Source organism: Novipirellula methanifontis (assembly GCF_052161655.1).
Classification (GTDB): domain Bacteria; phylum Planctomycetota; class Planctomycetia; order Pirellulales; family Pirellulaceae; genus Novipirellula.
Window position 1 is genome coordinate 6,733,881 of record NZ_CP197418.1, and the last position, 22,792, is coordinate 6,756,672.

Annotated in this window: 26 protein-coding genes; 5 read left to right on the forward strand and 21 right to left on the reverse strand. The window is 54.3% G+C overall.

Going from position 1 to position 22,792, the window contains the following annotated elements:
* Positions 1–232: 232 nt before the first annotated feature.
* The 10 genes from SH528x_RS24340 to SH528x_RS24385 form a co-directional block, all read right to left on the reverse strand.
* Positions 233–1,357, reverse strand: a complete 1,125-nt coding sequence (locus SH528x_RS24340; protein WP_442506047.1) for a c-type cytochrome — start codon at positions 1,355–1,357, stop codon at positions 233–235.
* A complete protein-coding gene (locus tag SH528x_RS24345; RefSeq protein WP_442506048.1) occupies positions 1,354–1,989 on the reverse strand; it encodes a cytochrome c oxidase assembly protein in 636 nt (211 codons plus the stop codon). Before SH528x_RS24345 ends, SH528x_RS24340 begins: the two co-directional genes overlap by 4 nt.
* Entirely contained in the window at positions 1,989–2,348 is a 360-nt protein-coding gene (locus SH528x_RS24350; protein ID WP_442506049.1) for a transmembrane prediction, read from the reverse strand. Before SH528x_RS24350 ends, SH528x_RS24345 begins: the two co-directional genes overlap by 1 nt.
* A 41-nt stretch (positions 2,349–2,389) precedes the next feature.
* Positions 2,390–4,873, reverse strand: a complete 2,484-nt coding sequence (gene ctaD / locus SH528x_RS24355) for a cytochrome c oxidase subunit I (RefSeq protein ID WP_442512169.1) — start codon at positions 4,871–4,873, stop codon at positions 2,390–2,392.
* 62 nt (positions 4,874–4,935) lie between these two features.
* Positions 4,936–5,844 (reverse strand): cytochrome c oxidase subunit II, encoded by a 909-nt coding sequence (gene coxB / locus SH528x_RS24360; RefSeq protein ID WP_442506050.1) that lies wholly within the window; start codon positions 5,842–5,844, stop codon positions 4,936–4,938.
* 48 nt (positions 5,845–5,892) lie between these two features.
* Positions 5,893–6,252: a hypothetical protein gene (locus SH528x_RS24365; protein WP_442506051.1), complete on the reverse strand. Its 360-nt coding sequence runs from the start codon at positions 6,250–6,252 to the stop codon at positions 5,893–5,895.
* 69 nt (positions 6,253–6,321) lie between these two features.
* A complete protein-coding gene (locus SH528x_RS24370) occupies positions 6,322–6,927 on the reverse strand; it encodes a DUF6691 family protein (protein WP_442506052.1) in 606 nt (201 codons plus the stop codon).
* 33 nt (positions 6,928–6,960) lie between these two features.
* Positions 6,961–7,518 (reverse strand): YeeE/YedE thiosulfate transporter family protein, encoded by a 558-nt coding sequence (locus tag SH528x_RS24375; RefSeq protein ID WP_442506053.1) that lies wholly within the window; start codon positions 7,516–7,518, stop codon positions 6,961–6,963.
* Positions 7,515–8,927, reverse strand: a complete 1,413-nt coding sequence (locus SH528x_RS24380) for an MBL fold metallo-hydrolase (RefSeq protein WP_442506054.1) — start codon at positions 8,925–8,927, stop codon at positions 7,515–7,517. The genes SH528x_RS24375 and SH528x_RS24380 overlap by 4 nt, the downstream gene beginning before the upstream one ends.
* Positions 8,928–9,202: 275 nt before the next feature.
* Entirely contained in the window at positions 9,203–9,370 is a 168-nt protein-coding gene (locus SH528x_RS24385; RefSeq protein ID WP_442506055.1) for a DUF1328 domain-containing protein, read from the reverse strand.
* A gap of 299 nt (positions 9,371–9,669) precedes the next feature.
* On the opposite strand from SH528x_RS24385, the gene SH528x_RS24390 reads away from it, so the two are divergent.
* Entirely contained in the window at positions 9,670–10,782 is a 1,113-nt protein-coding gene (locus SH528x_RS24390) for a mechanosensitive ion channel family protein (protein ID WP_442506056.1), read from the forward strand.
* A 12-nt stretch (positions 10,783–10,794) separates the two neighbouring features.
* Positions 10,795–11,481: a hypothetical protein gene (locus SH528x_RS24395; RefSeq protein ID WP_442506057.1), complete on the forward strand. Its 687-nt coding sequence runs from the start codon at positions 10,795–10,797 to the stop codon at positions 11,479–11,481.
* Positions 11,482–11,980: 499 nt separating this feature from the next.
* On the opposite strand, the gene SH528x_RS24400 is transcribed toward SH528x_RS24395, so the two are convergent.
* From SH528x_RS24400 to SH528x_RS24435, 8 genes are all read right to left on the reverse strand, one after another.
* The gene (locus SH528x_RS24400) at positions 11,981–13,045 is read right to left on the reverse strand and encodes a CNNM domain-containing protein (RefSeq protein ID WP_442506058.1); all 1,065 of its coding nucleotides are present in this window, start codon (positions 13,043–13,045) and stop codon (positions 11,981–11,983) included.
* Positions 13,046–13,053: 8 nt separating this feature from the next.
* Positions 13,054–13,413, reverse strand: coding sequence for an Hpt domain-containing protein (locus tag SH528x_RS24405; protein ID WP_442506059.1), 360 nt, complete (start codon positions 13,411–13,413; stop codon positions 13,054–13,056).
* 38 nt (positions 13,414–13,451) lie between these two features.
* Positions 13,452–13,694: a hypothetical protein gene (locus SH528x_RS24410; RefSeq protein ID WP_442506060.1), complete on the reverse strand. Its 243-nt coding sequence runs from the start codon at positions 13,692–13,694 to the stop codon at positions 13,452–13,454.
* 5 nt (positions 13,695–13,699) lie between these two features.
* Positions 13,700–14,224: a phage holin family protein gene (locus SH528x_RS24415; RefSeq protein ID WP_442506061.1), complete on the reverse strand. Its 525-nt coding sequence runs from the start codon at positions 14,222–14,224 to the stop codon at positions 13,700–13,702.
* A gap of 5 nt (positions 14,225–14,229) precedes the next feature.
* Positions 14,230–14,430 (reverse strand): hypothetical protein, encoded by a 201-nt coding sequence (locus SH528x_RS24420; RefSeq protein WP_442506062.1) that lies wholly within the window; start codon positions 14,428–14,430, stop codon positions 14,230–14,232.
* Complete coding sequence (locus SH528x_RS24425) at positions 14,427–14,846, reverse strand: hypothetical protein (protein ID WP_442506063.1); 420 nt, start codon at positions 14,844–14,846, stop codon at positions 14,427–14,429. Before SH528x_RS24425 ends, SH528x_RS24420 begins: the two co-directional genes overlap by 4 nt.
* A gap of 2 nt (positions 14,847–14,848) precedes the next feature.
* Complete coding sequence (locus SH528x_RS24430) at positions 14,849–15,280, reverse strand: CsbD family protein (protein WP_442506064.1); 432 nt, start codon at positions 15,278–15,280, stop codon at positions 14,849–14,851.
* A gap of 498 nt (positions 15,281–15,778) precedes the next feature.
* Positions 15,779–17,053: a mechanosensitive ion channel domain-containing protein gene (locus SH528x_RS24435; RefSeq protein ID WP_442506065.1), complete on the reverse strand. Its 1,275-nt coding sequence runs from the start codon at positions 17,051–17,053 to the stop codon at positions 15,779–15,781.
* 320 nt (positions 17,054–17,373) lie between these two features.
* Between SH528x_RS24435 and SH528x_RS24440 the strand changes: the two genes are divergently transcribed.
* From SH528x_RS24440 to SH528x_RS24450, 3 genes are all read left to right on the forward strand, one after another.
* Positions 17,374–17,874, forward strand: coding sequence for a YciE/YciF ferroxidase family protein (locus SH528x_RS24440; protein WP_442506066.1), 501 nt, complete (start codon positions 17,374–17,376; stop codon positions 17,872–17,874).
* Between the two features lie 406 nt (positions 17,875–18,280).
* Entirely contained in the window at positions 18,281–18,604 is a 324-nt protein-coding gene (locus tag SH528x_RS24445) for a hypothetical protein (protein ID WP_442506067.1), read from the forward strand.
* Positions 18,594–19,442 (forward strand): peptidase C39, encoded by an 849-nt coding sequence (locus SH528x_RS24450; RefSeq protein ID WP_442506068.1) that lies wholly within the window; start codon positions 18,594–18,596, stop codon positions 19,440–19,442. The genes SH528x_RS24445 and SH528x_RS24450 overlap by 11 nt, the downstream gene beginning before the upstream one ends.
* Positions 19,443–19,629: 187 nt before the next feature.
* On the opposite strand, the gene SH528x_RS24455 is transcribed toward SH528x_RS24450, so the two are convergent.
* The 3 genes from SH528x_RS24455 to SH528x_RS24465 all read right to left on the reverse strand — a co-directional run bounded on the left by SH528x_RS24455 (position 19,630) and on the right by SH528x_RS24465 (position 22,697).
* The gene (locus SH528x_RS24455) at positions 19,630–19,995 is read right to left on the reverse strand and encodes a hypothetical protein (protein ID WP_442506069.1); all 366 of its coding nucleotides are present in this window, start codon (positions 19,993–19,995) and stop codon (positions 19,630–19,632) included.
* Between the two features lie 113 nt (positions 19,996–20,108).
* Positions 20,109–21,383: a hypothetical protein gene (locus SH528x_RS24460; protein WP_442506070.1), complete on the reverse strand. Its 1,275-nt coding sequence runs from the start codon at positions 21,381–21,383 to the stop codon at positions 20,109–20,111.
* 210 nt (positions 21,384–21,593) lie between these two features.
* Positions 21,594–22,697 carry a baeRF3 domain-containing protein gene (locus tag SH528x_RS24465; protein WP_442506071.1) on the reverse strand — a complete coding sequence of 368 codons (1,104 nt, stop codon included), beginning with the start codon at positions 22,695–22,697 and terminating at the stop codon, positions 21,594–21,596.
* Between the last annotated feature and the right edge of the window lie 95 nt (positions 22,698–22,792).

Here is a 22,792-nt window from a genome sequence, read left to right on the forward strand (position 1 = left end):
TGATGGACTGTCTTTGATCCCTCCGGGATCGGCGGTGGGTATTGTTTTCATTTTCCGGTGGTGGCGCTGCGCTTACCACCGGCTATTGTCTAAAAATCCCTCCGGGATGAGGTAATTTATCCATTGAAGCACTGCAAAAAATGGCCGGAAGTCCCTACGCGGAATTCAAGCTACCTCTACCAGTCACGAGAAAAATCGACGTTCCAAGTCGACAGCGTTGCAAAACGCGTCTTCAGTGAGAGTAGTACATTGCTAACGCATCGATTTGTTCATCGGACAATTTACTGGCGATCGTATACATTAGGTCCGCGTTTTCAGTTCCGCCGCGAGCTTGATTGGCAAACAGATGTAACTGGCGGCGTAGGTAGTCCGCTGGCTGTCGCTCCAATCGAGGATACTCGACACTGCGATCGATCGGGGTGGGGCCATGACATTCGACACACGATGCGATCTTTAGCGGGCCGTCACCATGATTGGCAAGCGATTCGCCAAGTTCATAGAGCCGTTTCTCTGCTTCATTCAAATCATGCGTCTTGGCCTCAATGGGGTGCCCAGATGATTCATCTGGCTCGCTGTGAGACGGATGTTCGGGCTGTTTTGAAAAATACTCAGCAACCTGAACAATTTCGGCGGCGTTCAATCGAGCTGCGATCGGTCCCATGATTCCGCTGTGCCGTTGCCCCGTTTTATACGCCTCGAGCGTCAACTCTAGATACTCGCGATTTTGACCTGCGATCACGGGGACGCGGTCTCCGGCACGGCCGTGGCCGCGAGCACCATGACATGAAGCACAGGCGTCTGCGACAAGTTGCTTCGTCGCCGAATCGATCTCCATCGACACCTGGACGTGGTCCAAATAGGTCGCCTCCTCCATTTCTGGAAACGATTTTAAGAACGCCACCAAAGGCCAAACGTCATCATCTCGCTGCCGCGATGGCCAAGCCGGCATCCCCGCGAACTTGATCCCATGCTTGACGATATAAAACAGTTCGCGTGGCTCCTGATCGAACGTTGCAGTGGGAAAGTAGGGAGGCGATGGCGTCATCTCCGCTGGCACACGCGGCGCGGGCAATCCAGGGCGTCCATGGCACCAACGGCAATTCGCATCGTAGCTTGCCGCGCCCAGCCGAATCATGCCGGGTTCGTCCAGTGGCGGAGACTCAATCCCGGCACTATGAAAATCCACCGATCGGTCACTGGCAAAATCGAGTACTAAGGTAGTAATCGCCCAGTGCCCGCTGCTGGCCTTGATCGGAAACACTCCCGACACCAGAACGAGGACGCCGATCACGCCTAAGCCAACCAGCAGAATTGTTAGTTCTTTGATACGTTGCCAATTTGTTCGTGAGTTGCTCATCCCTCATTCGTCCCCATTTCGAGTCGATCAAACGACACGAGATCTTTGGTTAACCACAATCCACCAGCAAGAAATGCGATGCCACCCACAACCAACATCACGGCGCCACCAAGATGTTGGTCCATGATCGGCGTCAACATTTCACTGCGACCATGGTGCATGTACAACAATCGAGGTGACATCACCAACAACGCCCCCAACAAAGTCATGTGCATCGAAGTTAACAGCAGCCCGATGACTCCCGCGGCACTGCGACCGCGCTCCCTCGGGGCCGTGCCGCCGAACGCTGACATCCACACCCACAATCCTGCGGCTAAAAACATACCCTGCTCGATCACAAAACCTACCGCTGAATGCCGAGCCCAATGATGCAGCCCTGGCGCATGCCACGCCCAAACGATCAAAAGTTCACCTACCGAGGCAGGGACGGGTGAAAATGAACGCGGGAAACGGATCACCGGATCCCACCGATTCCCCGCAATGGCAATCGCAAGCAGCGGTGCCGCCACCGCAACCACCGCCATATGCAGGGTCATATGCGCAGCAAACGACTGAGTGGCCAAGTCGGGGAGCGGTCCCAACCAAGCTGCGGCCAAAACGATCCAACCAAGATTCCAAAACGCAAGTTGCATCAGTCACAGCTCCCCACAAACACAACCACCAATGCTGTGAAGATCGTGGCCACACCGCTAAGTAGCGATAACAAAAAGGTGGCTTGACCGGTGAAGCGAACGTGATCCCCGTAGGTGTCGTCGTCATGCGGTGCGTTGCCCCCTTTACGGTGTTGCCGATAACTGAGGCCTGCCATCACGACGATGATCGCCAAGGAGACGACCGTATAAGCGGCAATCGCAATCCGCACCGGGGTCGCGTCGCCACTTTCGTCGGCAAATTTGGCACACCAAATCGCGATGGTCATATAACTCGCTAAAAAGTGGATCGCCCAAACGCTTGGTGGCACCACCAGCCAGAGAATATGGTTGCGTCGCATTGGGGTGGGTTTGCTGGAAATCACGGGACACGCTCCATTGCTTACGCTACCCACGGAAACCAGGCGATCACGGCAACCGTGATCACCGACGTCAACGCCATAAAATGCCAATACAGCATCACATTAGTGATATCCGCGTCGTAACAAGCAGTCATCTTGCCCGCCATTCGGCGTGCGACGCAGTACGCTTGCATCAGAGCTCCGACACACAGGTGCACTACGCTCCAAAGCACCAACACGCAAACGATGGCGGGATAAACATGACTGCTCGGATCCATCTGAGTCAGCACGGGGGCCAACCCCAGTGCGATCGCGGCACTCAGCGACGTTCCGATCGCAATCACACTGCTGAGATAAAATCCGAATGGTTTATCGCTACGGTTGAATTTGTGAGCCGCCCATGTCAATGCCCAAGCGACCCCGGCGGCGACAAGCGAGAGGGTCGGCCACAGCGTGCCCGGCCCTACTGCATCCTGAGGAGGGAAATCTTCGTGGATGGTCCAGTAGAAGAAGTAGCCAAACACCAGCGACATAAATGCGGTCATATCACCGAGCATGGTGATAAACATCGCCCACCATCCGACCGCTCGCGGACCAGATACATAAATCGGCAAGCTCAATCCCAATCCCACGTCCTTGTGCGATTTCTCAGGGATCACCGCCGTTCCGGTCCACAACCAGGCAATCACCGTCCCCAGCGCCAACACGCCACTAATCACCGAGGCAGTCCACCAATGATAGGTCGAAAAGATAAACACACCGCCGGTGAACAAGGCCGCATAAAAAGTCAGAAACGTGGGCCCGGGAACGCGTAGACATTGAATAGGTTCGGCATCCATCGTGGACGTCACCAACGTTTCTCGCAGCCCTTCTTCGGCGTCTGGCAGATAGAAATTCCCTTGATCGATGTCGTCAACAAAGTTCTCTTGATCCCACAATGGATAACGACTTTTGATGATCGGAATCGAGCGTATTCCCCACGGTTGATCGGGAACCTCGGCCAACCATTCCAATGTGCCAGCGTTCCAGCAATTGCGCGCGGCCAGCGGTTCGCGTTTCTTCGGTCGCAGCACGTCCCACAGAAACACAATAAACCCGGCTGCCAACACGAATGCGCCCACGGTCGAAACCATATTCAATGTGTCGAATCCCATATTGGCAGGATACGTATAAACTCGCCGCGGCATCCCCAACAGTCCGGTCAAATGCATCGGGAAGAAGCTGACGTTGAACCCGATCAATGTCAACCAAAACGCCCAACGCCCGTAACGTTCCGACAACTGTTTTCCCATGACAAGCGGATAGTAATAATAAACGCCAGCCATAATCGGAAAGATCGTTCCACCTACCAAAACATAGTGCAAATGCCCGACTATAAAGTAGGTGTCGTGAGCCTGGTAATCAAACGGAGCCACGGCAACCATTACGCCCGTTAACCCGCCGATGATAAACGTCGCTAACCCCGCCAATACAAACAGCAGCGACACCGATCGCGTGATCCGGCCAATTAACAACGTGGCAATAAAGCAGAATATTTGAATACCGGTGGGAATCGCGACCGCTTCGGAAGCCGCCGAAAAGATACCAATCGTTAGCCCCGGCAATCCGGTGGTGAACATGTGGTGGACCCACAATCCAAAACTCAAAAAACCGGTCCCCACCGCCGCCAATACGATCCATCCATAGCCAGCCATCGGCACACGGGCAAACGTCGGCACGATCATCGCCACCAACGCGATCGACGGCAGAAACACGATATAGACTTCGGGGTGACCAAAAATCCAAAACAAATGTTGCCACAACAGCGGATCGCCACCGCGGGATGCATCAAAGAACGGCCAATCAAGCGTCCGTTCTAACTCCATCAACAAGTCGCCTGCGATCAGCGGCGGAAATGCAAACAGGATCATCACGGCGACGACAAGGATGTACCAAGCATACAACGGGATCAGGTTCAACCGCATCCCCGGCGGTCGACATTTCAACACGCCGACGATCAATTCCACCGCTGCAGCGATCGAGGCCACTTCGATAAACGAAAGCCCCAACAACCAAATATCCACTCCGACATCGGTTTGATACTCGGTCGTCATCGGCGGGTACATAAACCAACCGCCACGCGGAGCCACCCCGAAAAACAGCGACCCGCAAACGAAGATGCCGCCGATTAAAAAGCACCAATAACCGTACGCCGACAAGCGTGGGAAGGGCAAATCACGAGCCCCCAACATCTGCGGCAGCAACATGATCGAAATCGCTTCGAGAATCGGCACCGCGAACAAGAACATCATCACGCTGCCGTGCATCGTGAATACTTGGTTGTACTGCTCGGCTGTTAACCAGTCGTTGTTGGGCAGCGCTAACTGGATCCGCATCACCAACGCGAGCACGCCGCCAAACAAAAAGAAAGCAAACGCGGTGACGGTATACCACAACCCGACTTCCGAATTGTTCACCGCCGACCAATAACGCCATCCCGTGGGCGTCCGCCATGGTGCGAGCAACCGCTTCGCTTGCGCGGACATACCTTGATCGGATTGTTGCACGTCATCGGAGGTCGATTGATCTTTGTCGACATCGTCCTGGCTCATTTCAATTGCTCCAGGTAGTCAACGATCTGTTTCACATCGCGATCGGTCAACGAAGCAAATTCCGGCATATCCGCTCCAGGTTTGACATCATGAGTCTGGGTGATCCAGCGAGCCAGATTCTCGGAATTGTTTTTCAACACGCCGGCCGCGATACTAAGCCGGCTGCCAAAATGGGTCAGGTCGGGACCGACAGCTCCTTGGGCGTGCGTACCACGGATCGTATGACACGCGCTGCAGCCGTATTTGAGGAAATGTTGCTGACCCGCGATCGCATCGGGTTCGACGGGATGTTTTGCGGTTTCCGCTTGGTCGCTCAACCAATCATTGAATTCATCGACGGGCATGACGACCACGTCAAAATTCATTTGCGCATGCGCGGTTCCACAGAACTCGGCACACGCGCCGCGGTAAGTGCCGACGCGAGTCGGGTGCAGTTGTAACCGCGTCTGACGCCCCGGAATCATATCGACTTTGCCACCAAGCGATGGAATCCAAAACGAGTGAATCACGTCTTCGCTATTCAGTTTGAATTCGACCGGCTGACCGACGGGCAAACGAATTTCGTTAGCGGTTGCGATTGTATCGCCTTCGGATGTCAGGTAGTCGATTCGCCACCACCACAGCACTCCACTAACATGGATCTGCAGACTGCCGGGCGGTGCAGGACGCTGCAGATCGGGCAACATCGGCAGCGAGACACAAAGCAGACCAGTCAGAACAATGGTTGGAAACACGGCGCCGCCGCCAAGTACCAACAGCTTGGTGGTACGCGGATGATGCTGTCCCGGGTGATAGATGGCGTAAACGGCGACACCGATCACGATCAACCAAATCGCAACCGCGCCTCCACTCATCCAGTAAAACAGAATCGCGATTTCCTCAGACGCTTGGCCTGCGGAGTTCAATGTCGATTGCGGCGTTTCGATGATCCCTCTCCCCGAGCAGAGTGACGATCAGGCGTCGGTTGCCGAACTGATATTTGCCGCTTTGGCCTTGTTGTCATCGCCGGGCTGCTTTGATTCCCAACGTGCCAAATCCTCGAATTGCTTTTGCAACTTGCCGGCGATACTCGAAAGGGCACCACCTCGATGCATCGCAGTATCACGACAGCGATCTTTCACGCGATTTTCGATCTCGACTTGTAACGACGCTCCCTCTTTTCGCGTAAAGCCACTCATCAGTAATGATTTGAGCAGCGGTTTGGTCGACGCTTCGTCCATCGCCGATATTGGCTCGATGCCTTCGAGTTGCTCGCAGCAGATCGCCGCTAGTTTATTGAGCTGTTCGTTGATTTGCGGGTTTGTATCGCTCATGAGTGACCTCTCACAGATGTGATGTTTTAGAATTTTGATTCGTCGCTGAGTTTTTCCTCAACGTGTAGTTCACCGGACCGTCATCGTTTCGATGATCGCCAACACCACACACAGTATGATGGCGCTGCTGACGACCACGACCGTCCGGTTGATTGGCAACCAATCATGAAGCGTCAACTTTCCACGGTCACCAATTGGATCAATCTTGCGGCCGATCCATCCCGAGCATTCCGCAAAAAGATATGAACCACCCACCATGCCAATCATCATTGCGATCGCATCGTAGTTGCCTTGGCCGAGTGCGGCAGCACCGGTTCCCGGACAATAGGCTGACAAACCAAATCCAGCACCAAACAGCAAACCGCCAAGGATGTTCGATGCGTAGCGTGTCGGTTTGATATGTAGCTCGACTTTTCCGGCGCGGTGAAGCAAATGAATTCCAATCATGCCAACGATCACGGCGGACAGCATGACTTTTAATACGGTAAAGTCCTGTAGCAGCAACTGACCGATCAGTACGTTGAACTTCGCAACGCCCCCTTTTTGCAGCAAAAAACCAAACAGGATGCCAAAGACCATTCCAAGGGCAAGCGTCTGAGCGCCCGCCGCATCCGTTTCTTTTCCAAGCTTCGATTCCGAAGGTTGTTGAACCGTGGTTGCCATCATTTTCTCCATCAATAGGATCGCTGGATTGTTTCTTTGTTGCCACTAGACCGCATAGACCAACATGGCGGTGATGATCCCACCGATGAAAAAGCAGATGGCGGAAACCCAAGAACCGACTGCCAACTGTAGTGTGCCGCTGATTCCATGTCCGCTTGTGCATCCACCCGCCATGCGTGCTCCAAACGCCATCATCATGCCGCCTGCAATCGCGACCACGATCCGCAACAATCCGCTGTCGGCGCCAAACCGATCCTGCCACATCGCAGGCAGCAAACGTCCGGTCAATTCATCGCCCGTCCACGCGGCCACGAAGGCTCCTACCACTACGCCGCACACCAACATCACTTCCCATCCCACCTTGGGAGATTTCTTTTTAAAAAAGGCGAGCGAACGCGTGTGAGCGGGTGCGACTTTCTCGCCAATCAACCCCGCCACTCGCGCGTACGCGGTGGAGGCTCCGAGTGGCTTGTTGGAAAAATAGAAAGTCAACATCGACAAAACGCCGATCAATGCACCGACCAGGTAGGGCGACCACGCGGGTCCCGCGTACTGCAACGCGTCAACCTGATCAGCCGCCAACAGACTAATTTCGGCGATCATGACTTCGATCCTTTTTCAAGTTCGACCTCGTAACCTGCCGCGGTCCATGCACCGTAGCTGCCGGGGATATTGGCGACTTGCTGAAAGCCTCGCGACTGCATCAAACTCGATGCAATACTTGCTCGATAGCCGCTCGCACAATAAGTGGCGTATCGCTTTGATTTATCGAGTCCCGTGATACGCTCTCGCATGTCACCGATGAAGTGGTGTTCGGCACCAGGCAGGTGGCCGGATTCCCATTCGCCGGGAGATCGGACATCAACCAGGCTTAGGTGGGAACCATTACTCTGATCTTGATGCAGTTCTTCCACACTAATCTGCTCAAGCTTCTGTAGTGGCAACCCCGAGACTTCCCAGGCTTTCATGCCACCGGCCAGATAGCCCGCGAATTCGGAGTGTCCGGTCCGTACGATCAGACGCTGTACCGATTCCACATCATCGTCGTTGTCAACGACCAGCAACAATCGCTGATCAAGATCAAACATTTGTCCAACCCAGGCCGACATTTCCGGCCGGTTGCCAATGTTGATCGCCCCGGGAACATGGCCTCCGCCGAACGCCAACATCGAACGCGTGTCGATAATCGTGACTCCCGGTTCGCGTGCGACCTTGCGGAACTCACTTGGCGGCAACGCAGGAATCGTAGGCAAACGGTCCATGATATCAGGACCAGCGGCGTTCACCTTCTTTAACATTGGGTAATGCCATGGTGCTGGCGGAGCTTCATCGACGACAAACGAGCGAAACGCGTCGAAGCCAGGAAACCGCAGGAATTTGTTGGTACGTCGTTCATAACCGATCGTACTGAGCATCCGGTCCCCGATATCGGCTCCACACGCTGATCCAGCCCCGTGTCCGGGATAGATCGTGACGTAGTCGTCGAGCTTCAGATAATAGTCGTAAAGCGTTTTGTACAGATCCTTGGCCAACCCCTCAGTCTCGGCTTCGCCCAGCAAGTCAGGCCGACCGGCCGAACCGACAAACAGCGAGTCTCCGCTGAAAACGGCCCAAGGCATTTCGGCATGCTTGGATTCACGAAGTTCGAACGACATGTGCTCCGGGGTGTGCCCCGGTGTGTGCCGCGCGGTCAGCCGGAACGAACCGAAATCAAACTCCTGGCCATCCTTGATCGCTTCGCCGTCGAATTTGTAGTCCGCTCTGACTCCGCTGACGCAAATCTTCGCCGTACCGATTCGCTCGGCCAACGAACGACTACCCGAAACAAAGTCAGCGTGAATATGGGTTTCAAAAATATGCGTGATCGAAACGCCATGCTTACGTGCAAGCGTTTCGTAGACTTCCACATCGGTTCGAGGGTCGATTACCGCTGCATGCCCGGTGCTGGTGTCACCCACCAGGTAAGACAACTGAGCAATACCGTCTGTCAGAAGAGGTTCGAGAAAAAACATCACGACATCCTTTTTGATAAATGGGTTTTAAAACAACAAGTGGACCACTCGTGATCTGGCCCGCAGAGATGGAACACTTTAGCGGTGCGGCGTGAACCGCCCGGTCTAGCACTCATAGCGTCGCATTCTTAGCGTCGTATCCTGTGAGCCGACGGCGCTAGCCGCGGGCCTTTACACGCGTGTGTTTGATGCCCAGGGCCCGCGGCTATCGCCGTCGGCTCAAAATAGCTGCGTGACAGCTTCGTCACGACAGCACTCGCTAGCCAGCTTCGGCCTTAGACCGTTGGTCCACGGCGTCCCATCACTAGGCTGACAATGAACAGCACAAGGAATACGACAAACAACACTTTGGCAATCATCGCAGCCGAACCCGCGATCCCACCAAAACCAAGCACTGCCGCAATCAACGCGATCACCAAAAAAGTTATTGCCCAACCTAACATCGGAGTCTCCAATCAAACAGAAAGTGAGTGTGTGTAAACGATCAATCCGTTGGCGACAATCACCAGCGGGTTACGTTACGAAGGAATGGATATTGCGATTCTCGTACCACATCGAAACAAATCTTAAAAATGCCCCAAATCCATCTACACTTCACGAATTGTGATTGAGCACCACGCAACTTGGTCGACGACAAGCCAGCCTCGTGGCACATCTAGCAAGCAAAAACAAAAGCTGGGCTAAGGCATGAGAGTTGCGTTCCCGCTAATGACGGACAATCAACCACCACGCGAGGCAAATCATGACTACTCCCTTATCTCTCCTTCCCTTTGCTCTCGCACTGGCGCAAGACGACACAGCAACAAGCGACAAAGCATCTGAAACGGCAAACGAAGTGGCTAACAAAAATGACGTTCCGGGCGAAGTGGACGTCAGCATCGATACAGTCTGGGGAACGGTCGATGACATGATCGACGGCTTCTTGGACCGACTGCCGTTCCTTTTGGTTGGCGTTGTCGTCTTTGCCATCTTCTACTTTGCTGCAAAGTTGGTTCGGCGGTTTGTCAGACGCACGACCGAAGACAAAAGCTCAGCGAATCTGGGGCGAGTGATGGGGCGCGTCGCTCAATGGGTGTTAATTTTCGTAGGACTGATCCTCGCAGTCACGATCATGGCTCCTTCGATTACGCCGGGAAAATTACTCACCTCGCTTGGCATCGGTGGCGTTGCCCTCGGCTTCGCCTTTAAAGACATTTTGCAAAACTTTATGGCCGGTTTGCTGATCCTGCTCAGTGAACCGTTCAAAATTGGGGACCAGATTGCATCGGGTGACCACGAAGGGACCGTCGAAGCGATCGAGACACGAGCGACGCTAATTAGGACCTACGATGGCAAACGAGTCGTGATTCCCAATAGCCAGATCTATACAAACCCCGTTGTGGTCAACACTGCCTACGATGCCATCCGAACTCAGTACGACGTCGGCGTCGGCTATGGCGATGATCTCCGCCAAGCAGCCAAAATCATCTTGCAGACGCTCGAATCAGCCGAGGGTGTCGTTAGCGATCCGGCGCCCGATGTAGTCGCGACTGAACTTGGCGGCAGCAGTGTGGTGCTGAGGGCGCGTTGGTGGACTGCCCCTGAACGTGCCAACGTGGTGCGTGTCGGGAACTCAGTCATTTCGGACATCAAAGAAGCCCTTGACGACGGGGGCATCGATATGCCGTATCCTACCAATGTGACATTGCTGCACGATCAAACCGAGGATCGCGATGGTGACCGAACGCGTCAACGTGAGGGCTGGCCTGCGGGAAAGAATCCTCCAAAACCGCGTCCCATTGGCAGCCAACGAAACAACAAAGACGATCACAGCGACGGTCCGGCGATGAACGCCGATAGCACCAACGCCCAATAAAAGGATTTTTACATGCCCGAATCTTCGTCTTGGTTAGCCCATCAATGGGTGGTCGCTGGGATCGTTTCATCCACGGCACGGTTTATCCCGATTCCGTTCGTCGATGACATCGTCCGTGATCAATGTCGACGCTTCGTGGTGTCGCGTACCTTGTCATCGCACGATCGCAGCGATTTGCTCGGCGACTTGAAACCCTATTACTCCAACAGCGGTGGTTGTCTGACGGGATGTTTGGGGTTACTGGCCAAGGCACCGCTAAAAATCTTGTTGTTTCCGCTTCGCAAAATCGTTGCGATGGCCACTTCGATTCGTGGTGTCCCACTTGAAATCATGAGAACGGTACTGCTTGGTCGAACCCTGGACCGATATCTGCAGCTAGAAAGTGCGACGTTGAATTCCGAACAGGCCAATCGGATGCGATTGGCGTTTGACGAGACGTTTGCCCATATGGATTTTCGGGTGCTGCGAGCAGCGCTGGCCGACGCCCTTTCGAGCGTCAGCGGATGGAAGTCGGCTGCGATTGCAGTTGCCACCCGCATCGCAGGACAGAGGGAGGCTGCGGAGGAAGATCTTCAATCCGAGCCCAAAGTCGATAGCGGAGCGGAACGCGTTCAAGAGGTTCTGGAACGTCCAGAAACCCTCGAGCTGTTCGCCGAGTTTGATCGCCGTTTCGACAGTGCTCTTAAGCAACTCGGCTGATTTAGCATGACGTGCCGCCTCGGCAGCAATCGATCATTGCACGCTATTTTATTAGCGGTGCGGCGCAAGCCGCCCGGTTGGTTTAATCGAAAAGTCAATTCCAGTGGTGAGCCGTGGGCCGTAAGGCACCGGGTAATACGTGGCACCCGGCCGCTTACGCGTCACGGCTCACTAAACCGACAGCCCGCAAGCCGCGCGGTTGCAGCACGTAAGAATCAAATTTCTCGGTGATCGCCACCAGTGACTCTCTGGCCCTTCCCAACAGCATGAACGATTCCAGGCGGCAAATTACGGCAATTCCGTTTCGTCGCTACAATCGCCAGAGCGAGGTTTGTTGGCGTCGAATGCATCTCTCCACCTTCTGGCGAAGGTAGCTACTCAAAAATGCTTTCCGGCGCCGGGCTCCTGCCTGGGAACAAGCGAGTGTTGCATGCGTTCACCGCGAAAAGTGTTCACAAATCACCCGTTTAGTGCATGAACAGATCGCAGTCCCGCTGATTTAATCGCTGGATGGCGGTGCCGCAATCCCTTGTTTTTCGCGTCGCATTTCCCAGCGTTGGCGTGCGAGCTCTTGCATGTCGACGGTCGAATCGTGTTCGTCTACGATTTCGAGCCCCAACAACGTTTCGATAATGTCTTCGAGCGTCACCAATCCCTCGACGCCACCAAACTTATCCATCACCATTGCGATGTGGGCTCGTGAATCGAGCAATTGGTCAAAGGCGACGGTAATGCTTTCGTCTTCGGCGATTCGCAAGATGGGACGCGAAAACTCGGAGAGCGGCTTGTCGCTGTCGCCTGAAATCACGGACGCTAACAAATCGCTACGCAACACGAACCCCGTGACGATGTCGCGCCGTTCACGGTAAATCGGAATTCGCGAAACCGGCAACGTTTTTAACTCCTCTGTCATCTCGGACAAACGCCGCGATTCTTCGAACGAGATCACCACCGTACTGGGCGTCATCACGTCTTCGACCGTGATCGACTCGAGCTTTAATAAGTTGCGTAAGATGCGAGATTCGTGTTGTTTCAACAGACCCTCGCGGGTCCCCAATTCGGCAACCGCCGCAATCTCGGCTCGCGTCACAAGTTGCTGTTTCTTATTGCCTGAGAGCCATCGTGTTAAAAATTCCGACATCCAGACCAATGGCAACATCAAGATGATCAAGCCTTGAACCAGAAGTGCCACACTGCCGGCGAGCCGACGCCAATGCAATGCCCCCACCGTCTTGGGAATGATCTCGCTGAGCACCAGGATCATCAGGGTCAACAGCGCACTGATCACCCCGAGGTATTGATCGCCGTAGATTTTGGCGGCTTGTGCCCCGACGCCCGCCGCCCCGACAGTGTGTGCGATCGTATTGAGACTGAGAATCGCAGCCAGCGGACGATCAATATTTTCTTTGAGCTGGATGATTCGCTTGGACGATTTCGTTTCGTCTTGCCGTCGCTCGGCAATGAAGCTGGGCGTGATCGAAAGCAGAACCGCTTCGGCGATCGAACACAAGAACGAGAATCCGATCGCGATACACAAGTACGTGATGAGTAGGAAATAGTCCATGAGGTCGATCAGTACTTTTCGTTGAGCTGTTGTACTTGCCCAACAAAATGCTTCAGTGACGGCTTAAGGTCATGAAACATCATCGTTGCGGATTCCGTGTGACCCAGGCGAGCTTCGTCAATAAAGGGTTGTAGCTGCGATACCGGCGGTCCGGTTTGAAAGGTGCTCAGCAGCCCTTTAAGTGCATGAGCTGTCTGAGCCACCTCGCTAAGTTGGTCCGATCGCAATTGATCCTCGAGTTCCGCCAGCATGCCTGGAGCATCCTCGGCAACAATTTCCGCAAGCTCGATGAACATCTCTTCATCTCCCCCGACTCGTTGCAGGGCATCGGAAAATTGAGTTCGCTCGGCTTCGCTTAGGGTTGACATAATTCATTCACGCCTTGACTTGAGGATCAGATCCAGATTTACGGTCGCAACTTCCAGCCGACGATAACGCCAAGCCCAAACGCCCAACAAGCGGCAACATCGGGATTCTCCTTGGCGTACGCCTTGACCAAGCTGAAGACGTCTTGAGCGGGCTCTTTGACGTAATGAGTCGCGGCTCCTTGCGCAGCTTCACCGGCGCCAGCCGCGATCCGGCTGGCCGTCTCTTTTGCCTGTTCTGATCGTGTGGATGACTTGCTATTTTCAGTAGGAATATTTGACATGGATTTTACCTTGGGTAAACCGGGGGACGATCGCCGACGTCATGCGTGGAACCGCTCCAAGCTGACTGCCGACGCAAATCGGGATCTTCGTCTGAGAACGAATCACGACGAATCTGGTTTCGAGGCGATGTTTTGGGCGACACTAATGTGGCTTTCAACCAACGCAAATTTTCGGCAAACTCAGATTTACTTTCACTCATCGCTGCAGCAGCAGCGTTGACCGCTTTGAGTGCAATCCAGCCGAGCACCGCGACGATCGCGAAGAACACGGCTCCTACAATCAACAACGAAGTGCCAGCCGTGAGTTCAGTAAGCTCCGATAGCAAAAATCCGCTGCCGATCATCAGCACGGTCAGGGCGGACCCCGCCAATGCAACCGCGATGGCACCACATGCGACTGCTTGGGCAAGCTTCCGCTTGGCCGCTTGGCTGTCCACCGACAACAGCTCCATCTGCAACTCAAACAGATCGAGGATATCTTCGGTCACTCGCTGGAAACTGGATTGGTGATCGCGTGATGATTCATTCATTAGATTTACCAATTCTTTCGTTTAACGAGCCAACCCAAAACAACTCCGACTGCCACCGCGGTGGCGACAGCGACGACGGGTTGGGATTCGATGGCGTTTTGAAGACGTCGAGGAATTCGATTTTCCTCTTCCTCGATCGCTAACATGTGTTCACGCTGCAGCCCATTGGGCTCGCTGCGACGACGTTGTTCAAGCGGGGCAATCATGATACGTGGTGACTCCTGTCTTTAAGGATCGAGTCCATTGGGTACTTTGCAGAAAACGCATGCGTGAAGTGATTCGCGGCCGCCGTAGTCGCTTGTTTAATCAACATCGTGGCGACTGCACCGGCGATGCCACCTAACATGCCTCGTTTCGCGGGCTCACTTGGTTGCATAGCCCCATCATGGTGAACCACCACGGTGTCTCGCTGCTTTTGCTTGGCAGGGACCAACCAATAGCCAACGACCATCGCGGCAGCCAAGATCGGCAACGGGCGACGAGCCATGTGGTATCGCCAATCGGACAATTGCTTGACTCGCTGCCGCGCGTCATCGACATCGTACGGAAGCTCGGTGCGAATCGCGCGCATCCGCGTGCGAATTGCCTCGGATTGCTTTTTTGTTGCAAGCGTAGTGGCCATGACTATTTCTTTCGACCCAAGAACAGAAATGCACCGGCAGCAACCCCTAAACCAAACGCGATCGCTAATGTCTCGCCTGGTCGCGTACGAACGCGATCGACCACTTTCGCTGAGTAATCACCCGATTGGGCAGCAAACCGCTGCGCTTGCTCTTTGGCAAATTGACTTGCCTCGGCTGCCATCTGCTGAGCGGCTTCACTGTATTGCTGAACCGTCTCGGCAGCTTGATCCCGGACGCTATTGCTGAACAAGCTATCGAGAAACCGTTCGACCTCACTGCGACTCGCCCCAGTTTTCTGTTGGACAACGCCCACCAATCGATCGGTCGAACCTTCGGCGCGACGCAAGTCATCCTCGGTCAATTGCGCCCAATGTTCTTTCAGACGCCCCTTCACTTCGTTCCAGTGACCTCTAAGTTGCTCTCGATTTGGCATGAGTCTCTCCTTCGATTGTCAGCACACGATATTTATTTTGTTAGTCAGCGTCTTGGCCGTGCCATCCGGCGCGGCTTACCAATGCAAACGGGACGTTCGCATCGATAACAGCTGACCGCTCTACGGATGCACATCACGTGCCAAACGGTGGGCACACGTACCCGGCGGCACCATTCCTGCACTGCCGACCGCTGGCGAACCAACGTGATGGACGTTCGTCCACACTGGAAACCCGAATCGATACCATCAAGATGCATCCCATTCGGCCAACTTGTGCGATCAGCGACCATGCACCGAGAGCATCGCACTCTGGACAGCGAGCGAGTCCCCATTTGGCGTCTACTTTGGTAGCGGCCCGGCGCGAGCCGTCCGGTTGCGGCGAGCAAAACGTTCGAATTAGACCGGGCGGCTTGCGCCGCTCCGCTACCAATAGAACACTCGCTGGGCGTCAATCGATCGGATCTAAAAATCCGCCTTCGCGTTTTAGGCCCTCGCGTTTTAAGGACGATGATTCGACTCCGCTTCACCCGCGGATCTTCGCTCATCGAGCCCCCGGGTATCGTCGGTGTCCTTGAAAACCAGCGTGCGATAAGGAAACGGAATTTCGATTTTCGCATCATCCAGATTACGCTTGATTGCCGCGATCACCTCGTCACGGCTGCGACGGATGTCCAACGGCTTAGATCCAGTCCACCACGCGACTTCAAAGTTCACACTCGAACTCGCAAACTCTTGAGCAAAGATCTCGACGGTACGCACGCCTTCGACCGATTTGCAACCTTGAACCGCTTTACGAATGACCTCACGCGACTTGTCCACGTCCTCGTCATAGGCAACTCCGCAGATGATACGAACGCGTCGCTGGGGCTGGTTCGTTAGCACGTCCACCGTGCTTTTGAACAGATTCGCATTCGGAACGACCGCCAATTCGCCGTCGAGTCGCCGGATCAAGGTGTTGCGTATCGTGATCTTTTCAACCCGGCCCGTGACGTCTTCGCAAGTGATGAAGTCACCGCGGTCAAACGGATACCGCCACAGGATCAAAATACCGGCGAAAAAGTTCTCAAAGATGTCTTTAAATGCAAATCCCACTGCGACCGAACCCAACCCCAGAACCGTCAACGCCTTGGAAGGCGTCATCCCGGGGAACGCGACCACCGTGGCCGTCAACACTCCCACTATCCAAACCGCGATCGAGACCAGTTGGTAAACCAAATCCTTCAAACTGGTTCGCAGCTTTCGATTGCTCAATATTCGGACGATCGACCAACCGACGAACTTCGCCAGGATCGAAGTAACCACCAACACGATTGCAGCGGCGATCAACAAAGGCGACCGCACCAGCAGATCACGCCACAATTCGTTTAAACTATCGGTGATGACCTCCTTGCTGGTGCTGAGTTCAACGGCACTGTTGACTTCCAGCTTGTTAATCACCGCGATCACGTCTTGGGTTCGTCGTGCCGTACTGCCTGCCCATTCGCGATGTTCCTCAGTGTCGGCCATTCCCGACACCGTAACGATGCCGTTGTCCGAATCGATCTCGAGATCGCTGTACCAACCTGATGACTTGAAGATCCGCCGCAATCTTGATGCAATCGCTGAGTCCTCGACCACGTCTTCGACCTCGACCGTTGGCTGCGACTCAGCCTTGTCTTCGGCATCCACTAACGGTGCGTCTTGAGCGAACGTCCCCGAAGCGAAAACGATGAATAATCCTAGGATGAGTGCACAATCACAAATCAAACGGTTGGGGACATGAGGAGTTTGCATTTTGAATTGGATGAAAGCGAGAAGCAGAAAAGAACCGGGCGAGACAACAGCGGCCTTGACCGCAGAAATCCAGTGGCAATTGCCAGTCCTAAATGGCCCGATTTGCGAAAGCAATCTTCACAGCGATGCATTCGGCATGCCATTTAGTCGTCGTGTCGCACCGAGCGGTTGAATGCTCTGCGAGAACCAACTGGCGATGAGCAGGAAGAGAGAAATGTCGTCGGTACACAAAATGCTCATGCTGCTCGTACACGTCGAATGACGTGCAACGTCTCGCTGCTTTTAAACATCACACCCTACTGACATAAGGCGTCATGATCATGAAACTTGACTCACTGAACAAATTGTACATCCACGAACTAAAAGACCTTTACAGTGCTGAGACTCAATTGGTCGAAGCGATTCCCAAGATGCAGAAAGCCGCCAGCAATGCCGACTTGAAGCAAGCGTTTGCGGATCACTTAGCGGAAACCAAGACTCACGTCGCTCGCTTGGAATCGATCTTTAAAGAACTTGATTTCGAACCAGGCGGGCATAAGTGCGCTGCGATGGAAGGCTTGATCGAAGAAGGCGAAGAATTGATCAAGAGCGACATTGATCCTCAAGTGCTTGATGCCGCACTAATCGCTGCCGCTCAACGGATCGAGCATTACGAAATGGCAGGCTACGGTACGGCGCGTACGTACGCGGAAAAGCTTGGCAGCCAAACTGCGGCCGATACGCTGCAAGAAACGCTGAACGAAGAAGGCCTCGCCGATCAAAAGTTGACGCGACTGGCCGAACGTAAAATAAACTTTCTCGCGTTGGGTGCAATCGGTTAATTTTCCTCGCAGCACGAGTCACCGTCGTCCCACGACTACCGCTAATGCCGTGAACGTTTTTCTCGTAGCTACTTCGCCAGAAGGTGGTGAATCTCATTGGACGCCAACAATCCACGCTCTGGCGAGCGTAGCTACGAAACGCAAATGCCGTAATTTGCAGCACAAAAATCGTTGACGGCGTTGCGACTACGGTCGGGCGCGTATTGAGAGCGTCCGACCTGAAAATGACACGGCTACAATCGTTGTAGCCGACGCTCGCCAGAGCATGGCGTGCCTCCTCCGATCTCCACCGTCTGGCAACGGTAGCTACGGTTCTGCCGGATGCGTCCAAAATTGATGTCGCAACTTGACGCGATTCAGCGCGATGCATCCCCAGGACGCTTGAACCGACGTGTTCTTGCGGTCGATGGCCGAATACTGGCATGCCCTTTGCTTAACCTTTTCTCGTGTTGTTGTGACTCGATTACAACGGCTGCTTCCCATTTCACGACTAAAAGGTCAGGCTCACCTGATCTGGCTTTCATCACAAGGATTTATTGTTACGATGACCACGCCGAATGTTCAAACCGTCCATGGTGTTTCGCATCCCACCCGTGACGAGGCGATTAAAAACTGCCCGGACGATGTCGCTGAGCCGCCTCATGAAACCTCGACGCAAATGTATCGTGAAGAAACAGCAAAACGATTAATCGAAAACAACGAAGCGGCTCGAGATCAAAATGGCCAATGACTTGACGGTCGCGATCGCGGTCATGACAGTGATCGCAATCGCGTGTGGAATGTTCGCCGCCTTTTATGCTTACTCGACCAAGGGGCAGCGCACGATCCTCTGCCTGACGCTGGCCGTCTTTGCAATGGTCTATTTTTTGTTCTATGGATCAGGCCAGCTGTTCTGGGCTAAACTTGTCCCAGTCTCAGCGGCAATCATTTACACCAACTTCGCAGCCATCTTCGCGGCGTTGGCTGCGGGATGGGCATGGCGATTACCTAACACGCCTCGCTGGCGTCGCGGATCACTCGCCACGCTACTCGCCCTTAGTTCCTTGGCTGCAATCAATTGGCCGCTGCTGTCGATGGCGGTCCGACCACCGCCACAAGGTGGCGATGACTGGGAAAACGGGGTGGCCATGCAAACATCCTGGGCCACCTGTAGCCCTGCAGCCGCGGCGACCCTGTTTCGTGCCGAAGGGATCGACGTTGCCGAATCACAAATGATCCCACTGTGTCTGACCGATTCCAGCGGGACTCCGACGCTAGGGTTGTATCGTGGCGTTAAACTGATCTCACAACAGCACGATCGAACAGTCGAGGTTCTTGACGAAACGCATGCCGAGCTGCTCGCAAAAGATGACTGGCCGGTGCTGCTGGCTGTTGAGCTTCCGTATGGTGTCGAGGATCGTCGCTATGCCAATCAATGGGGCTGGATCCCAGGAATGGGACATTCGGTGGTCGCGTTAGGTAAACGTCCCGACGGCATTGTGATCGCCGATCCATCAGTCGGTTTGGAATTATGGAACGAACGTGATTTGCAAGTGCTCTGGCACGGCAGCGGGATGCGAGTCAAGTAAACCGTTGCTCCAAATAAGGGACGCCAGAACAAAGAATTGCGGCTTTTTCCGTAGTGGACGAGGCTACGAGTCCTTTGAATTTGATGATGGCGTTGGGACTCGTTGCCTCGTCCACTACGGCCCCTCACTTATTGAACGGACGATACTAACCTCGCATCGATCTTGGATCGAAGTTTTGAGCACAGTTTTATTCAGGTACTGGGACACCCGCCTGGATGTCTTCGACCCCTTTGGCTTCTTCCTTGTTTGGCGTGAGACCAGGGTCACTCAAATCATTCAGTTTTAGCGTCAGCTCTTCTTCGGCGTCCTGGACCATCGCCTTGGCGTCGCGTTTTGCATCACGCACTTCTGCCGCCGCTTCCTCGCGTGCGTCGGCGATGATATCGACCGCTTCCTCTTCGGATTCAGCAACAATTTCCGCGGCACGCTCACGCGCCGACTCGAGATTCTCTTGAGCTCGCTCGGCCTCTTCTCGTGGAGTGGTCGGTTCGCTTTGGCAACCCGAGAGGCATAAAGTCAACGCTGCGGTGGCAGCAAGGTTAATCATTTTCATGGCAGTTTTGGAATTGAATATTGCGACGACCACCGTCGCGATAGGAGGAATAGAAACAGGGAAAGATCGCGTGACCCTAAGACCACACGATCATAGATGGTTTGCAGCTGGCACTAGTCGGCGATGACGTCCAAGATCTTGCGTAAACGAGGATCGTTGGTTGCTCGCTTTGCCACGCTGACGTCGGCTTTTAGCTTGATGACCGCATCATTTGCGCGGCGGACGACGTTGTCCGGGTTGGTAAATTGTCGCCACACAGCCTGGTTTGCTTCGAGATGAAACTGCACCCAATTCGCATCCGACAAATGCTCATTTCGCTGGCCTGTGTAGCGATCTAGATTGATTTGCGTAGCGGTGGTCGGTTCCGTTGCCGCTTCGTCTGCGGCACTGCGCCGCGCGGTGTTGGCAATGAATTCATCCTCACCGTCTATCACCGCTGCGGGATCATTCAGATTGATATCGTCGTCGCGATCCCCCAGCGTATAGCCTTCTTTTTTAGCCGGATCGAGAGGACGCGGGTTGTTGACGTTGTAGTCCACATCGGGATCGAAATCGTTACTGTCGTAGATAGAATCTTCAGCAAACGGCAATGTAGCCGATCGAGTCATCACCTCCCGCTTGCTGATACGATCCGACGCAGGCCGTTGTAAACCACGCTGCCCCGCGGCTGCAGCGATTGCGCCTTCGACACCATCTTCGATCGCATCGGCGCGATTGCGAGACTCACTCGACGTCTCGTCGATGTAGTCATCAACACGATAGGGAGCAACGTCCAAAGGCGTTCCAGGCGAGGTGAGCTCATCATCAAGTCCGGGATCATCGCGACCGGCCGGTGTTTCTGTGTCAAAACGTTTCAGCCTCTCGGTAGCGGTTTTCACGCCCCGATTTGCCGCGACGTCACGTCGTTTCTCGCGTTGTTTCGCGGCCCTCGTCGCCGCCGCCGATGCTTGATTTCCGACGAGAGGATCGAGCGACCCCGCGATTGCTTCGCCTACCGCTTCAGGATCCGGCAACGCCTTCATTTCCGACTCGCCATCGCGAACTCCAGCGGACTCGCTGCTGGTTTGCCGCGTCGTGCGCTGGACATGCCGCCATCCAAATGCTTCTAACGCCTCGATCAACTGCGCCGATTGGCGAGCGATCGTTCGCAACTCCTCTGCCTGCGTTTGCGTCTCGGCCTGTTTCGCTGCCTCGACCGCTAATCGCTGAGTCAAACTTGCGTCACTCCAGATCACTCCGGCCAACGCCCAGTCACTGATCTGACTGGGCGTTCCGTCGGGGACAGCAGCGCGAGTTTGCGATGGTTCATCGGCACGCACCGTAACCAAAGTCGCAATCGCCAATGCGAGATACGCGAAGAAAAAAACAATCGTTCGTTGATTTTGCATTTGGGTCACCCAATGGGTTGGTGAAGTTAAAAATACTCGCGACATTTTCCCTGTCCCTCAACTGCGAGCCTCAGCTTGAGAACGTCCTCAATGAACGTGCGGTTTTCTATTGCCGTAGCTACACTCGCCAGAGCGTGGATTTCCGCTGTCTGGCGACGGTAGCTACGCCGGAACCCGAGCGTCATTTTCCGTACGTCTTATACCGTCAGTTCAAAAACGATAGATCGCTGCAACTTCTGCTGCGTCGCTCGAATCTTCAAACCGCTTACTGAATACATCTCCGCCGTTTCGCAACGTTTCAATCACGATTTCATTTACGCGATTCAGTTCTCGTGCGCCATCGCGGATCATGACGGACTCAATGCGACCGTTTTTCGCAGCGTCCAAAACGTCCGCAATATCGTTGGACCCCTTCGATTGAGCCAGCGCGGTACCGAACCGCTCCTCGAACTGATCGTGCTGCGAATCCAATTTCGGAGCAATCGCCTTATGAGCGTGATCGCGAAGATCGGCATCCTTCCACTGCGACGGACTGGCGTTCACCTTGGCATCGACGCTAACATCGCTGACCGCTTGAAGATGTCCATTGACTTCCTCCGTCGCAACCACAACGAGGGGCAGTCCAGTGTTGTACATCGCGCCGACGACTTCTTCGCCGACCAACGACAAGTAGTGTTCGCGATCCGCTTCGACTTTGTCTTCGCCCTGTCCGTGACCATGGAACATCGCCGTGGATGAGCCTCCGGTATTTCCGAGAGTTTGGTGACTCCGGTTTTGCAAACTCACTTCGGGGTCGCGAGGCAAAATCAAATCGTTAAACTTCGCTGGAAGCGAATCGGTTTCAATGAGTTCGAGCGATTCACCACGACGTTGAAACAATTTTGCTTCGTCCCAGGTTATCGAGAGAACGAAATAGCGATCACGATTGCCTTGTTCGCGAATTAACGGGAACAGCAAAAAGGTTTCACCGACATGGACCGTCTCGTCCACCTCGCGATTCAAGCGGAACATCTGACATTTATCGGGCGTTAGGAATATCGCGAGCCCTTCGCCTTGATGCTGCCAAAAATTGCTCTCCCTAACCCCCTCTTTGACTTGATCAAGGATCGCGTCATCGTGATCCATTGACTTCAGCTTCTTACTGGCGTCGTTAAGTAAATTCTTTAGCCGGATCGATCCCTGTTGAGTGTCCGGGCCCGAGCGATGAGTACGCATCAGAATCGAAACGCATGGCTTGGCGGTGATGGAGGCGAGTTCTTCGAGGTCACCTGGTTTGAGAGTTTGCAGTATCGTTTCGCTGGTTGTCATAGCCATCGGGCGATCCCTTTTTGATGAGGTGCGTTCTAGTCTGTCGTCACCACTACCATGCAAACGGGATGCCGATATCGACCAGCACTGCTGTTTATCAC